We start from the raw sequence: 13,777 nt of genomic DNA on the forward strand, positions 1-13,777 counted from the left end.
TATAAACGGCATATCCTTGCGGTTATCATTACGAAAAGCCAACGGGACTACCTATCGGACAAGCTCAGTGTTCGGAACAAGAAAATAGACTGTCGCCAATCATAAAAAATCCGCTGCCGGGAGAGGTGGCAGCGGATCTTATGTTTCCAGCAAGACGCTGGAAATGAGCCTTCGTCAGTTTGATTCCGGCATCGGCAAACTTCTGATGCTCAAGGAGCCTTTTACGAATTTCTTTTTATTTATGCCGGGCGATGACATCCGCCAAGTGTGCGGCATCTCGCCCCATCCATCCTAACAAAGCGGATCCGCGGCAGGATTGCCAAGGCAATCCCAAATAATACAATCCCTTCACCTTGCTGACACCGCCGCGATGAATCGGCTTCCCGCTGACATCTGCCGTTTCCGGAATGTCGATCCACGAATAATCGCTTCGAAAGCCGGTAGCCCAAATGACAGTAGATACCTTCATCCGCGTTTCGTCCTTAAAGAGGACCCCTGCGGAGTCTGCATCTATTGCTCTTCCTTTCAACGAAACGATTCTTTTTTTCAGGAGGAATTTTAATTCGGTTCCGTATACTTGCTCGGGCTGCTTTTTCAGCCAAGAACCAAGTGGAGACTCCGTGTTCGCTTTCAGCAAACCGAATCTCTCAAAATACCAGAAAATGTTTCTTCCGAACACTTGCATAGGTTTAAAGCTCATGGGCCGGCTCACCGAGATCGTGACCTGCCTGCGGCCGGAAAGTTCAACCGCGATTTGCGCACCCGAATTTCCGCCGCCAACGACCAGTACGGGACCGTCCGCAAGCTGGGATTCATTTTTATAGCCGGAAGAATGCAGCTGAACGATTTCTTTTGGCAGTTTTTTCGCAAAATCCGGGATGACAGGTTGTTGAAAGGGCCCCGTGGCCACAACCACTTGACGGGCAGTAAAAGTTTCCTGACCGGTTTCAATTTTAAAACCCCCTTCATGTTTCGAAAGGGAATGCACCTTCGTCCGATGCCGGATGGGCAGGTCAAACGCCTTGGCATACGCCTCCAAGTAATCTGCCGTTTCATCCTTGGCAGGCAAACCGTCAGGCACCCCCGGAAAGCTCATGCCGGGAAGGCTGCTGTACATCCGCGGTGTAAATAAAGTCAAGGAATCGTAGCGGACTCTCCAGGAATCTCCGGTTCGCTTATGGGCATCCAGAATGAGGAAGGTTACTCCTTTCTGCTTCAGAAAATACCCCATAGCGAGACCGGCTTGTCCTCCGCCGATTATGATAACTTCCACATGGTTCATCTTCACATTTCCCCTGGCTGCGATTTTATCGGTCATCTAATGCCCTTCCAACAAACCTTGAGCGAATGTACGGACACCGTACTGTAAAAAATCTTCGGTTTTTACGAGCGTTATTTTTTGACCGTAGAGCGAAGCGGATATAAAATAACCGAGATTCATCCAAATAAAAGTCATCGCCGACGCTTCAAAATCGGTTCTCCGGATAACACCCTTCTCGTGCATACGCGTTAAATAGTCGACAAGCAGCTTCTTTAATTGAATCGGTATAGCGGCTGTTTTTTCGTCCAGTTCAGGAAACTGCCCGGTCTCTCTCAATCCGATCAACACCATCTCGCCATTATGCTTCATAAACTCCTGGTACGCTTCCGCAACGCGGATCAGGTCGGATTGAAGCTCCCCCGTTAAGCTGTCAAAGACTTGATGGATGCCGTGAACATAGGAATACCGATCCACTAAGGCGTCCAAAATCCCTTGTTTATTAACGAAATGGCGGAAAATCGTACTTTCGTTCACGCCGGCTGCTTTTGCGATTGAACGTGTCGTCATGCCTTTGTACCCGTTTACCTTCATTAAAGAGATGGCGGCCGTTAAAATCTTATCCCGGGTTTCTTGCGCACTTTGTTCCATCCGTATCACCTTCCATGCATGCAAGTACTTGCTTGCATAAAGTATAACATAGCGGGACCCCTTTTGAAAAGATCGTTCCGGCTGCAAGGGCCTGGCCAGAGGCCCTGGGATTGGATGCAAAAATCGTAAAGAGACGGACTAGGCCCCGAGCAGTCTTTTAAACCTTTAAAAGAAGGAGCTTATATGCTAGCATGGGGTTGTAATCCGCGCTGTATGTCAAAGGAGGAGTTTCATTGGAGGATTTAAACAAATCCGCACGGAAGGCAGCTTCCATAGAAGCGGTTCTATTCGATATGGACGGCGTCCTTATAGATAGCGAACCGATTTATTTCGATATTGAACGCAGTTCGTTCAACCATTTCGGCGTGCCCGTGAGCGAAGAAGACCATCATAGTTTTGTCGGGGTAACGCTGGAATCCATGTGGGAGCAAATACTGGAGAAGCACCGGATTCCGTTCGCGCTGGATCAGGTGTTAACGTATCACAAGGACAATGTGATGAATAGTATGTCCGGACATACGCAGCTTACGGCCATGCCTCAAGTGGAGCGCTGGTTAAGCTGGCTGAAAGAAAAGCAAATTCCGGTAGCTGTCGCTTCCTCTTCCCCCCGGCCGCTTATTGAGCTGATTATGGACAAGACCGGCCTTGGCTCCTATTTCGACGTACGGGTCAGCGGAGAGGAAGTCCAGCACGGGAAACCGGCGCCGGACATTTTTCTTCATGCGGCCGGCTTGCTGGGAGTGGAGCCCTCTTCCTGTCTCGTCATCGAAGATTCGCGCAACGGCGTCAAGGCCGCGAAAAGCGCCGGTATGCGATGCATCGGAATTCAAAATCCCGGTTCGGGCAATCAGGATCTTTCACTCGCCGATCACCGGGTAAGAAATTTCGAAGAGCTGTGGGCCTTGAAAGATTCGCTGCCTTTTGCCCCGTTTTCCTCGTAAAATTAACAGGTACAAAAGACGAAAAGAGCTTGCCTTCTAATGAAGACAAGCTCTTTTGTCATTCCCACCAATGCTTCTTTTCACGGATTGTAACATCCCACAGCTTCGCATTTCCTTTAAGCGTAATCGTAAGTTCGTTTAGTTGATGAAACGGGATGTCCACAGGTACCACTTGTGTGCTCTCCGTATAATAAACTCTCTCCTGGCCGTCAGCCGTAATAATCAGTTCACCGGCAGTATCGCCGTTATCAGGGATTCCATAAGAAGCATACAAGTGGGCTTCCTTTTTGGCCGCCCAGTTATAAGTATAGGTTTGGCTCTCATTCCCTTTACTGCCGTACACATTTAGATTCGGCTTTATTTTCTCGCCCCCGACTGTGAATTCGGGTAAATCTTTCGTCAGCGGCCTATTGTCCGCAGCTTCTTTCATTTCATTCAAAGCGTGAAGGGGCCCTTCTCTTTTTTGCAGCGTAAAATCAATGAGCTCGGATAAGCTCATAATTCCGATCAGCAGGACGGCGACGGTTAAGCCCGAAGCCATCAGCTTTTTCCAAAAGTTTTTCGGGAAAGCGGCAACCTTGTATACACACCATCCGATAGAAGCCCCCAATGTATTTGAAATGATATCATCCACGTCAAAAGTACCTAGAAACGTTAACGATTGCAGAGTTTCCAAGACTATAATCGCCATGACAAACCAGGATAAGAACTTCCAAACCGGTGTACGAAGCAGCAAGGGCACGAATATTCCGTACGGGATGAAGGCGGCTATGTTGCCGAGGTTATAGATCCACGAAAAGGAGAGATCCGAGAGATCGGGAAAAAGAAGCGGAACCGCCTCGGGAACCAGCATAAACTCGTATCCGTACTCACTGTATTGATGCTCCACTCTATGAAAGGCAAAAAACATAAAATACAAAATCAACAGGGTATACAGAACGATTCCGGTCCAAATAAGTTTTCGTAATTTCGTTTCCATGGTGTCTCCTTCATTTTCGGTTGTAAGATCAGACGGCTTCTCGCGAAGACTTACACCTAGTATAGAAGGAAAACGTCATGGATCGTATTCCGCTAGATTACACGAAACTTACAAGTTTGTAAGGAAAGTTCCGGCCCTCACTCGCGCAAAAAAAAGCCAACCGGACTCATGTACCCGGCAGGCTTCCCGCATTCGTATGATTCAGTTTAGGCTGGACACGGATTGAAAAGATCTACTCTTCCTGCACATCCGCCTCTAATTCACTCGCAATTTCAATGACTAAGGGAATAACGACTTTATTCGTACCGGATACGTAGAGGTCGCCGTCATAATGCCTGAACGGAATCTGGGTATCCTCGTCGTAGCTCCAAATGAAAAAATCTCCCTCAATAGACATGCTGGTAGAGCCTTTCACCGTAAAAACGGATGTATAAGCAAAATCAGCTTTGGACGAGAAAATCTGTTTGCACTCCTCCAAAGAGATGGTTTTGGCGGAATTGCCGTTTTCCTGAAACGCTCTTGTAATTCGGTAACGCTGGCTCATTGAAAAGCCTCCCCTATTTTTTTGTACATCTATTATAGCTTAGGAATGCATAAAGACAAAATAATCAACCTGTGAAAGTCGTGTTGTTCTTCAAGGCATTCTTCCCGGCCGTTAAGAAGGCATTCAGTTTTTCCGAGAACAAGAGCATGGCAGCAGCGGAAAGTACAATATAAAACGGGAAAACTCCGATGCCGAAAAGAGAAGCCAGAAAACCGAGCAGAGGAGGCATAAAGGTGCTGCCCACGTAGGCTACGGCCATTTGGTACCCCATAATCGACTGGGAGTGCTTCCGGCCGAAACGCACGGGCGTTTCATGAAGCATGCACGGGTAGATTGGCGCGAGGCCCAATCCCGTTATCATAAAACCCGCAAGCGAGAAAACAGGCGGCAGCGGCAGAATCAGCAAAACCGCGCCTGCGAGAGCGGTGATTTGGCCTGCCCGGATAAGGGTTCGGTTAGCCACTTTGAACGTAATAAACCCCGTAACCATTCTGCCGATTGTAATTCCCGCATAATAAAGGGACACCCACTGCGCGCCAACCGCGGCCGGCACTTCTTTCATATTCACCAGAAAGCTGCTTCCCCACAGCCCGATTGTCGCTTCCACTCCGGAATAAAACAAGAAGGAAACTAAAGCCAGCTTAACGCCCCTGACTCGTAAAGGCTTTACGGAACTGTCGGCACCCCGGTCTTCCGCCCCGTGCAGGTCTTCTTTTTCTTCACTTAAAGCGGTGTGGTTGTTCTTTGCTACCCGGTTCCATAAGGGCAGGGTAACGAACAGGAGAATCACCAGGGCAAACTGAATCCCGGCAACCGTCAAGTATCCGTCCCTCCAGGAGTCCGGTCCTGAAATATATTGCGCCATAATAATCGGGCCGAACGTAGCCCCTACTCCCCAGAAGCAATGAAGCCAGCTCATATGATGCGCTTTGTAATGTGCGGCAACGTAATTGTTGAGGCCCGCATCTACGGCGCCTCCGCCCAATCCAAGGGGGATGGCGCAGAGCATTAACCAGACAAGCGACGGCGCAACAGCGAAGCCGAGCAGAGCACCGGCCGTCATGATACAGCTGATGAGGGTGAGTTTCCCCGTTCCGAACCATTTAAGCAGGGTTCCGCTTGCCATACTGGAAACAATCGTGCCGGCTGTGACGGTCATAAACAGCAAACCGGCGGTTTCAAGCGGCGCGCCAAGATCCGTCTGCATGACGGGCCAGGCCGATCCCAGCAAGGAATCAGGCAGTCCCAAGCTGATAAATGCCATATAAATAATCAATAAAAAGAAAGTAGCCATAGGTCACCTCTTCTCCCGAATCATAAGGTCAAGCCCGAGGCGCTGTAATCCCCGTAAATAATCCCGCTTCCAATCACTGGTCGTAAGTTCCGGAAGATGCTCTTCCGGTATGTAAGTCGCGCTCCTGCTTGCGATTTCATCAAGAAGTTGGCCGCTTGCTTCATCGTCGCAAAAAATAATCGCATGGGGATTAAGAATAGCGGTAAACGAAGCGACCAGCCTGCTGATGGCATCTATCTCCTTCTCGCCGCCGGGTATTCCCCCCGGTCCCGCTTTCCGCTTCAAAGCCTGGAGGAAATTGCGGTCATCATACTGAGGCACGAAAGAAACTTCTCCCGAGAAGAACGTGCTTCCCCGTACCACGTCCCCATTGACCAGAATGCCGGCACCGGGCCCGTTTTGTCCGAAATACAAATAGATCATGGACGGATTTTCCGTCTTGGCCGCGTTTAAACTATATCCGAGAATCGCCGCATTCATATCGTTCTCAACCGCTACCGGGATGGAAAAACGCTCTTCAAAATCGCTCTTCAGATCAAAATGATGAAACTGCTCATACCCGGGTATGTAGATGATGCGGCCGTTATTGACCGCGCCGGGAACGCCGACCGCTATAGACCCGATTTTCGGGTATTTTGCGAGAATTTTGCCGATTTGATCCGATAAGCAGATAACAGGGTCCAGCAGCATACCGGACGTTGTTCCTTGTTCTTTTATCTCGCCCGAAGCATTAAATATCGTGTAATTCGTTTCGGCTTTCTCCAAAAACAGAGCCAACCCAAGCAGATAATCCGGGTTATATACGTATCTTTCGGCTCTTCTTCCCCCGCTCGAACCGTCAAGACCGGCTGAATAAATTTCCCCTTCCTGCTCCATTTGCGTCAGAAACTTACTCACAGTCGGAAAACTGATGCCTAGTTTGTGACTAAGTTCAACCTTCGTTGCACTTTCCAGCTCCAGAAGAGCCGCACGTATGCTGCTAAGGATCGCTTTTTTCATGCCGTCATTGGATGTAGGAGGCAGCTCACTCACTCTGTATCACACTCCTCACTAACTTATTAAACGCATTTAATAAGTCGTTCTGATCATAGCAGAAATTTTTTAGGTAAGCAATCAAAAAGAATAAACCGCACAATATGCGGCTTACGATGTATATCTAATCTGTTAACGAGTGAGCTAGCTAACATGGCAGGAACGATCCGATGGCAATATAGTCAACAGTCCAAAACATTGACCGGCCAAAAGCCGACTGATTATTTAGTTCATCTGCGTATAAAACATGCAAAGAAACTTCTTTGCCATTCCACCGAGCCATTGAGCAAAATGTCCCGACAAATCGGGTTCAAGGATGAATACATATAGACTATGAAAGCCGTATAAACTGCGGCTTTTTTGTTTTAATCACCCAAGTACTTGTCCTGACCCAATGACAAGAACTTGGGTAGTTTGCCGAAAATGGCAAGAACTTGCGCACGCAGCCCACTAACCGATTAGCTGAGTGTCTATCGGGCAACCGGTTAAACTAACGGGCAGGTTAGCGCATCTTCCCACCGCGCGAATCTACCAGCGCGCGGTGCTCTGCGTCATATGACGGTGGTCAACTTCCCATTCTGCCGGATTTCTCATCGGCTTCCGATGACGACAGCGGCGTCCAGCTCGTCGGAGCAGACCACCCTCGCATTCAGCCCGCTGCGGGCAAAAATTTCGGCGGTCTGCGGTGCCTGCCGCCGGCTTGTCTCCACCGCCAGGTGACCGCCGGGTGCCAGCCATAGCGGCGCCTCGGCAGCTACCCGGCGCTGGATGTCAAGCCCGTCCTCCCCTCCGTCAAGCGCCACCCGGGCCTCGTGGATGCGGGCCTCGGCGGGCAGCAGTCTGACCGACGCGGTCGGCACATACGGTGCGTTGGCCGTCAGTACGTCGACTCGCCCACGCAGGTCGGCGGGCAGCGGATCGTAGAGGTCGCCTTCGTATACGCGGCCCCCTACGGCCGAGACGTTGCGGCGCGCGCACCGCACAGCGGCGGGATCGATGTCGACGGCGTACAGCTCGATCCGCTGCAATGCGGAGGCCAGGGCGACGCCCACCGCGCCCGTCCCGCAGCAAAGGTCGACAGCCACCACCTTCTTCCCTGCAAGGGCTGCAACCTGGCGTACAAGAAACCCGGTACGCTGCCGGGGAACGAAGACTCCGCGTTCCACCGCTATCCGCAGACCGCAAAACTCCGCCCAGCCGATCACGTGCTCAAGCGGGAGACCGGCAGATCGCCGGTCCACCATAGCGGATAGCTCGGATGGCGTTTGTGCGGCGGAAATGAGCAGCCGGGACTCCTCTTCCGCGAAGACACAACCGGCTTCTCGAAGCGCTGCGGCGACCCGCATAAATGTCCCGTCGCCGTGAAATTCGTCACCGGTGTTCCTTACTCTTTTTGAATCCATAGATCCCCTCTATTCGTAACGTATTCTAGAAAGATGGTTTTATTTTACCCCCTCCATAAGGTTCGAAACAGGTACAAAACTCTTATAGGAAACTCTCCTATTATAAATGCTCCATCACATGAGAAAGGCAACCGTATCTTTATTCCCTCTTCATCAATATCCGTCCAATAAAAAAACCGCCTCCAGGCGGTCAAAGCTTATGCGGAAACCCTCTTTGACTCAGCCTGTCTAGAACAAGATAAACTGCCATGGCATCGTCCACGTAACCGATCGGAAACATATAGTCGGGAATAATATCGGCAGACAGAATGAAATACAGCAAAGCGCTTCCGAGGATAGCCTGATCGGTTTCTGAGGCACTTTTGGCGCAGTAGAGCGTATACATTTCCTTCAATTGGTCGATTAACGGCCCTACCCCGTTTACTTGTGCCAGCTTGGCTTCGAATTCCCGGCGAATCAAGCCGTGTCCTTCCTCCGTCTGTGCGTACAGCTCGTATTTGGCCAATTCCTGCTCAATGCGACCCGTCGTCGCTTTTAAATCGGACACGCTGGAGTCCCCGAACAATTCCAGCAGCACGCCCAGCGATTGATGGATATGAGAATAACCGGTTTCTTTAACAGGGTTCACGATATAACCGGAAGCTTCGATCAACCTATCCAGCGACAGATCCAGGTATTCGGAAAAAAGCTTTAGATGAATGAGTTTCGGCTCCTGTTTGCCGTTTACGATCCGAGAAATCGTAGCGGTGTCCATTCCGGAGAGACTGCTGAGCTTACGCATGGAAAGCGATTGCTTTTTCAACTGAACCTTAACAAGTTCTCCAATCGTGCTTTCCTTCGGCGGATCCAGGGCTTCCATGGGAGCATCTCCTTTCTCGACCCTTTATGAACCAGTATATGAACGACTGTTGAAAAATTTACCTTGTCTTTGTCCGTAAACATGTGAAGTTTATTGAGTGTATTGAGTTTTTTGGTGGTACTGGCACTACTTTCTCAACGGCACATACCCTAAAAGCAAATACATCATAACGAGGTGTTGAGAAAATGGCGTGGCTGGTAATCTTAGGTTTTGCAATTTCATCGAGTCTCGATAATTTAGGTGTGGGAATTTCTTACGGGATTCGAAAAATCCGAATCGGAATGTTGTCCAACTTGATCGTTGCCGGTGTCTGCTTCTTATTCAGCTATACGGGAATATGGTTTGGAAAATGGATCTCCTCCGTCCTGCCCGGCATGCTCCCCGTCCTTCTGAGCGCGTTTAGCCTATTCTTCATCGGAATACGGATCATTTTGATGGCAGCTCCGGGAAAGGAACCCGAAGTAGCTTCCTCTCCGTCAAAGAGGAACGAAAATGGATTACGGTCGATTCTACGGAATCCCGAGCAGGTGGACCGGGACAATTCGAAGCATATCGGAATCGCCGAATCGTTCATTCTGGGGATTGCCCTTTCGGCCAATGCGCTGACCAACGGGTTAAGTGCGGGGCTGCTCGGCCTCTCTCCCTTTGCGATATCTCTTACGGCGGCTTTCGGAAGTTTTCTCACCGTATGGCTTGGAGTCTGGCTGGGCGGTAAAGTTGCCCGCATCCGCATCGGTTCCTTTACGTTGGGCCAATTCGGCACCCTGGTTAGCGGCATGATGCTTCTCGTGATTGCCGCCAATAGCTTACTGTAAAGACGGAAAAAGGTTGAACGATCGGCAATGAACCGGCAATGAATACACGGTCCTGCGTCCCAATCATGAAGTTATGCATGAAATTGTGCGGTATACGGATCAATTCTAAGTTACCATTCTATTCACTCTCGCATTATCTATAGTATTCAAAGGAAAGCGAGGTGATGAATATGGCCCGCATAAGAAAAGATATAGTAGAAATCAAGTTTAGACGCAGTATCATAACCGGACGAAGAATTATCATCGCCTTCCGTATAATCGGCAGCGCCAGACCATGCAGCCGTTTCTTATTTTTTGGCGGTCGCGTGCTATTTGCTGAACGATGTCTTTTAAGAAACGGTTTCCGGCTTGTGATATCCAAACGGAACGTTCTGATATTTGAACGAAGAATCTAATTTCCGTGAAGAGGCAACCCTCAAGGGCTGCCTCTTCGTTTTAAAACAGAAGAACCGCACACGTTAGCCCTAAATACAAACAAAGCGGACTATACAACCACGTATCATTTCTTGCAAATACCGTGTGCTTTACTTTTTTAAAAAAGCCTACATGTCTAAAGTCGCCAACCGCCCGCAAAATGAAAACAGAAGCGCAAACGATACACCCCGTTCTTGTGAGGACATTTGCCGGAAATGAATCTATATAACCGCCTTGCACCAGGAGTATGACACAGACCATGAAGAGAAGAACAGCCACTAAGAGCGTAGCCGGCTTCCCGGGAGTAAAAGCAGGCTTGTACTCCCCCGCTTTCGAAGGTATGGCAGCCCCGATTCCCCGGCGCCCCCCGTAGGCCCAATAAATATGTAAGATGCTGATTAGAGCCAAAATACTTACGGCCGACAAAACCATAACGGATTTCATACCATCCGCCTCCCCATTCGTTTTTTTAAAACTTGACCAGGGTAGTTAACACGCGAAAACATACGCATCCGTATGGTGCTGCATTTTTTATGTCCCCCGCAGCACGTACAGCCGCATGAGGGACATCGGTGTTCAACCTTTTAATAAAATCTCAAACATCTTGACGATATCAAAATTGGTATTGCTCTCAAACCGGGTCATCCATCCCACATAAGTTAAATAGGTAAGTCTGGCTCTGTCGGCGGCCTCTGAAAATGTCAATCCCCTCTTCTCGTACAAGACGGTAACAAAATGAATTCTTTGTTCCTCGATATCGACTAATCGGGATGCCACGACAGGATCATGTTTAGCCCAGGCATAAATGCCGATCTCCATTTTCTTGTCCCGGTTATTGATACTAAGATTAAGCAGTTGTTCCAATGAGAAGCTATCCTGCTCTACATTCCGGATGATCCGTTTGGTTGCATGATCTTCCCAATAATCCAGCATGGAATCCAGCAGTTCTTTACGGTCTCGAAAGTAGTGGTAGAAGCTGCCTTTACTTATTTTCAGCGCCTTGGCAAGCACTTCGACACGAACTTCATGGATGCCGGCTTCGGCGAGTTTATTTAATCCGGCTTTTACCCAATCTTCCCTGGTTACTTGCATGACTCCCCCTTAAGATACGGCAGCGTATGTTTTTATCAGAATACTATTCGGGTTTTATTTTGTCAATCGAGAGCTGTGTGCCACACTTCAAAGACTCCAATTCATGGACCAATTGCTTGAGGGTGCCTTCTTTTTCCGGCTCACTTTGCTCGTCATATAAAAATTGTTCCGTGAATTCCCAAATATCTTCAAGCAGCCTCCTGATTTTATAAAATCGGAGCGCTTCTTCATCTATGACATAGTCGGGATGTATCTTTTGGTATAAAGCGAAAAAATCGTGAAAATAAATTTCATCCGTCAGGAACATGATGTCGGCTTCCACCGGTGCCAGCTTCAAACCTTCCCAATCAATCAAAATCAACTGATGATCGCTCTGCATCATGTTCCAGGGATGAATATCCGTATGACACCAGCGCATAGGCAGCATGCGACCGGCCAATTTCAATGACAGGTCCTGCAAAACGGCTATATGCTCAAACAACACGTTTTCGTAAGGTTTTATTGCGGATTTTAATCCTGGAGGTAAATCGCGGGCTGACATCGTTTCGTGGAGTGCGGTCATAAAAGGGACATGAAAATCCTCCGTCAAATGCTCCGCTGGCACCGGGATGGAGTTTCCGAACTTGTGCAGCTCGGCCACTATCATTGTCAGTTGTTCAATCTGAGTTTGGTTTAAAGCCTTTTCTCCGATCGTTTCCCCGTGAATATACTCGTAAAGAAGAAAAATACCGTCTACATTTTCACAACCATATTCCCCTGATTGAGTTTTCAGAGGCACCGGGATTTTACCGGCCAGGTTTGTATTTTCGTTAAGCCAGCAGGTTACCGGGATATATTTATCAAGCCGTGCGGTTAATTTGGGAGTCGACGACCGTTTTTTCTCATACTCTTTCAAAAAATAAGTCGTGTTACTTGGGGTCTCGATCCGGTAAGCCAAGGACGCCCATCCCCCTTGCTGCCGGTTGATACTAAGCGGCTCCAGATGGTAATGTTCCGTAATCAATTTTGTGAGCCGGGCGAGCTTCAAGCTCTCTGTCTCCATTTATTTCCCCTCCAAATAGAATTCTTGCTATAATACTCGGTATAGTCCCCCCTATAAAAAAAATAAGGTGAAATTATATGCTGTCATTTGCCCGATTGATTAAATGCAAGCCCCCTATCCCGTAATACCCGGGACGAATTGAGATTTTTCAATTTATAGGGGGCATGAACTGTGTTAACAAAAAAAATCTCAACACCATCTATCCTGCTGTTTATTATTCTTGTGGGTTTTCCGCAAATTAGCGAAACGATATACACGCCTTCTTTACCGGATATCGCGGATCATTTCCAGGTCAGCCAGAACTTGATCCAACTGACGCTCAGTGTCTACTTCCTAGGCTTTGCCCTTGGTGTTTTTTGCTGGGGAAGGCTCTCCGATGTTATCGGACGGCGTCCAGCGCTGCTTTGGGGCATCCTCGTTTATGGTCTCGGAAGCTTGGGGTGTTATTTGTCCGGCACCGCCGAATGGCTACTCGTAAGCCGGTTTCTTCAGGCTTTTGGAGCCAGTACCGGATCGGTTGTCACGCAAACCATCCTGCGCGAGAGTATCGACGGTGCCAAACGTCACGCCGTTTTTGCCCAAATTTCCGCAGCGTTGGCCTTCACTCCGGCGATCGGCCCGTTAATTGGCGGGTGGGTCGATCAAGCGCTCGGTTTCAGGGCGGTTTTCCTCACGCTCGTTATCATGGGCGCGGCCGTTTTTGCGTATACGTTCGCTGCACTTCCGGAGACAAAACGAACCGTAACGACCACCATCAAAATCCGGTCCGTATTCCGGCGCATGATTGGCGATAAAAAGTTATGGGCATTCGGTTTTCTCATTGGGGCGACGAATGGTCTTTTGTTCAGTTATTATGCCGAGTCACCGTTTATTTTTATCGAGTATTTTCAACTGACACCGGGCGAATTCGGTATTTTCGGCATTCTAGTGGCGCTTTCTTCCATTCTCGGAGCCTTGTTGTCGAAAAAACTGTTAACGAGATTCGCTGCTGAAAAGATCATCGTCACCGGCACGATCCTCTCCGCTATCGGAGCCGCCTGCATGACCGCCATCAACTTATATAATGCGAGTCCTTCGGCAATCTTTCTAATCCTTCTGGCCACCTGCATTTTCATCTTCCTGCTCGGCATCGGAATGGCCATACCCAACTGTCTAAGCTTGGCTCTGGTTCGATACGGCGATGTGCTCGGGACTGCGGGCGCCATCTTCGGCTTGGGCTATTATATCCTGGTCAGCTTGATCACGAGCGGTATGAGTTACCTTCATAACGATTCTTTGCTCACCATGCCGCTTTATTTTCTCGTCTTGTCGCTGATGATGGTATTCGTAAGTAAAAAGCTGCCGCATTCCGTAAAATAAAGAGACATCTCGGGTAAACGTTCTTCTCTGCGAAAGCCGATTTTCTGTATTCAGAAAATCGGCTTTTTTTCTTTTAAAGAACCATCTGGTTGTG

At 48.9% G+C, this 13,777-nt stretch carries 14 protein-coding genes and 1 pseudogene; 4 read left to right on the forward strand and 11 right to left on the reverse strand.

Going from position 1 to position 13,777, the window contains the following annotated elements; genetic code table 11:
- Positions 1–235: 235 nt before the first annotated feature.
- Positions 236–1,282: a flavin-containing monooxygenase gene (locus KVT34_RS11490; protein WP_217559285.1), complete on the reverse strand. Its 1,047-nt coding sequence runs from the start codon at positions 1,280–1,282 to the stop codon at positions 236–238.
- Between the two features lie 36 nt (positions 1,283–1,318).
- Complete coding sequence (locus KVT34_RS11495; RefSeq protein ID WP_217558754.1) at positions 1,319–1,909, reverse strand: TetR/AcrR family transcriptional regulator; 591 nt, start codon at positions 1,907–1,909, stop codon at positions 1,319–1,321.
- 233 nt (positions 1,910–2,142) lie between these two features.
- Here KVT34_RS11495 and KVT34_RS11500 point away from each other — a divergent pair, with 233 nt between their 5' ends.
- Positions 2,143–2,850, forward strand: a complete 708-nt coding sequence (locus KVT34_RS11500) for an HAD family hydrolase (protein ID WP_217558755.1) — start codon at positions 2,143–2,145, stop codon at positions 2,848–2,850.
- A gap of 58 nt (positions 2,851–2,908) precedes the next feature.
- On the opposite strand, the gene KVT34_RS11505 is transcribed toward KVT34_RS11500, so the two are convergent.
- The 4 genes from KVT34_RS11505 to KVT34_RS11520 form a co-directional block, all read right to left on the reverse strand.
- On the reverse strand, positions 2,909–3,829 hold the full coding sequence (locus tag KVT34_RS11505; RefSeq protein WP_217558756.1) for a VanZ family protein: 921 nt from the start codon (positions 3,827–3,829) through the stop codon (positions 2,909–2,911).
- A 232-nt stretch (positions 3,830–4,061) separates the two neighbouring features.
- Positions 4,062–4,373: a hypothetical protein gene (locus KVT34_RS11510; protein ID WP_217558757.1), complete on the reverse strand. Its 312-nt coding sequence runs from the start codon at positions 4,371–4,373 to the stop codon at positions 4,062–4,064.
- 64 nt (positions 4,374–4,437) lie between these two features.
- Positions 4,438–5,667 (reverse strand): MFS transporter, encoded by a 1,230-nt coding sequence (locus KVT34_RS11515; RefSeq protein ID WP_217558759.1) that lies wholly within the window; start codon positions 5,665–5,667, stop codon positions 4,438–4,440.
- 3 nt (positions 5,668–5,670) lie between these two features.
- Positions 5,671–6,666 carry an ROK family transcriptional regulator gene (locus KVT34_RS11520; RefSeq protein ID WP_217559286.1) on the reverse strand — a complete coding sequence of 332 codons (996 nt, stop codon included), beginning with the start codon at positions 6,664–6,666 and terminating at the stop codon, positions 5,671–5,673.
- A gap of 171 nt (positions 6,667–6,837) precedes the next feature.
- Here KVT34_RS11520 and KVT34_RS31785 point away from each other — a divergent pair.
- Positions 6,838–7,023 (forward strand): annotated as a pseudogene (locus KVT34_RS31785) (helix-turn-helix domain-containing protein); the annotation flags it as partial.
- 266 nt (positions 7,024–7,289) lie between these two features.
- Here the strand turns inward: KVT34_RS31785 and KVT34_RS11525 are convergent.
- The gene (locus tag KVT34_RS11525; protein WP_217559287.1) at positions 7,290–8,045 is read right to left on the reverse strand and encodes a putative protein N(5)-glutamine methyltransferase; all 756 of its coding nucleotides are present in this window, start codon (positions 8,043–8,045) and stop codon (positions 7,290–7,292) included.
- Between the two features lie 247 nt (positions 8,046–8,292).
- Positions 8,293–8,961 carry a helix-turn-helix domain-containing protein gene (locus KVT34_RS11530; protein ID WP_217558760.1) on the reverse strand — a complete coding sequence of 223 codons (669 nt, stop codon included), beginning with the start codon at positions 8,959–8,961 and terminating at the stop codon, positions 8,293–8,295.
- A 185-nt stretch (positions 8,962–9,146) separates the two neighbouring features.
- Here KVT34_RS11530 and ytaF point away from each other — a divergent pair, with 185 nt between their 5' ends.
- Entirely contained in the window at positions 9,147–9,776 is a 630-nt protein-coding gene (gene ytaF, locus KVT34_RS11535) for a sporulation membrane protein YtaF (protein WP_217558761.1), read from the forward strand.
- A gap of 435 nt (positions 9,777–10,211) precedes the next feature.
- On the opposite strand, the gene KVT34_RS11540 is transcribed toward ytaF, so the two are convergent.
- The 3 genes from KVT34_RS11540 to KVT34_RS11550 form a co-directional block, all read right to left on the reverse strand.
- Positions 10,212–10,634, reverse strand: a complete 423-nt coding sequence (locus KVT34_RS11540; protein ID WP_217558762.1) for a DUF3995 domain-containing protein — start codon at positions 10,632–10,634, stop codon at positions 10,212–10,214.
- 132 nt (positions 10,635–10,766) lie between these two features.
- A complete protein-coding gene (locus KVT34_RS11545; RefSeq protein ID WP_217558763.1) occupies positions 10,767–11,282 on the reverse strand; it encodes a TetR/AcrR family transcriptional regulator in 516 nt (171 codons plus the stop codon).
- A gap of 43 nt (positions 11,283–11,325) precedes the next feature.
- Positions 11,326–12,309, reverse strand: coding sequence for a phosphotransferase enzyme family protein (locus tag KVT34_RS11550; protein ID WP_254634782.1), 984 nt, complete (start codon positions 12,307–12,309; stop codon positions 11,326–11,328).
- Positions 12,310–12,495: 186 nt separating this feature from the next.
- On the opposite strand from KVT34_RS11550, the gene KVT34_RS11555 reads away from it, so the two are divergent.
- Positions 12,496–13,683 carry a multidrug effflux MFS transporter gene (locus tag KVT34_RS11555; RefSeq protein ID WP_217558765.1) on the forward strand — a complete coding sequence of 396 codons (1,188 nt, stop codon included), beginning with the start codon at positions 12,496–12,498 and terminating at the stop codon, positions 13,681–13,683.
- The last annotated feature ends 94 nt before the right edge of the window (positions 13,684–13,777 follow it).

Source organism: Paenibacillus sp. GbtcB18, assembly GCF_019091125.1.
GTDB classification, from domain to species: Bacteria; Bacillota; Bacilli; order Paenibacillales; family NBRC-103111; genus Paenibacillus_F; species Paenibacillus_F chitinolyticus.

What these genes read in the sequence shown, in the direction of transcription:
- KVT34_RS11505 (WP_217558756.1), bottom strand. Translation starts at nt 3,829, where the DNA reads ATGGAAACGAAATTACGAAAACTTATTTGGACCGGAATCGTTCTGTAT.
- KVT34_RS11540 (WP_217558762.1), bottom strand. Translation starts at nt 10,634, where the DNA reads ATGAAATCCGTTATGGTTTTGTCGGCCGTAAGTATTTTGGCTCTAATC.
- KVT34_RS11545 (WP_217558763.1), bottom strand. Translation starts at nt 11,282, where the DNA reads ATGCAAGTAACCAGGGAAGATTGGGTAAAAGCCGGATTAAATAAACTC.
- KVT34_RS11515 (WP_217558759.1), bottom strand. Translation starts at nt 5,667, where the DNA reads ATGGCTACTTTCTTTTTATTGATTATTTATATGGCATTTATCAGCTTG.
- KVT34_RS11520 (WP_217559286.1), bottom strand. Translation starts at nt 6,666, where the DNA reads ATGAAAAAAGCGATCCTTAGCAGCATACGTGCGGCTCTTCTGGAGCTG.
- KVT34_RS11530 (WP_217558760.1), bottom strand. Translation starts at nt 8,961, where the DNA reads ATGGAAGCCCTGGATCCGCCGAAGGAAAGCACGATTGGAGAACTTGTT.
- KVT34_RS11525 (WP_217559287.1), bottom strand. Translation starts at nt 8,045, where the DNA reads ATGCGGGTCGCCGCAGCGCTTCGAGAAGCCGGTTGTGTCTTCGCGGAA.
- ytaF (WP_217558761.1), top strand. Translation starts at nt 9,147, where the DNA reads ATGGCGTGGCTGGTAATCTTAGGTTTTGCAATTTCATCGAGTCTCGAT.
- KVT34_RS11490 (WP_217559285.1), bottom strand. Translation starts at nt 1,282, where the DNA reads ATGAACCATGTGGAAGTTATCATAATCGGCGGAGGACAAGCCGGTCTC.
- KVT34_RS11510 (WP_217558757.1), bottom strand. Translation starts at nt 4,373, where the DNA reads ATGAGCCAGCGTTACCGAATTACAAGAGCGTTTCAGGAAAACGGCAAT.
- KVT34_RS11495 (WP_217558754.1), bottom strand. Translation starts at nt 1,909, where the DNA reads ATGGAACAAAGTGCGCAAGAAACCCGGGATAAGATTTTAACGGCCGCC.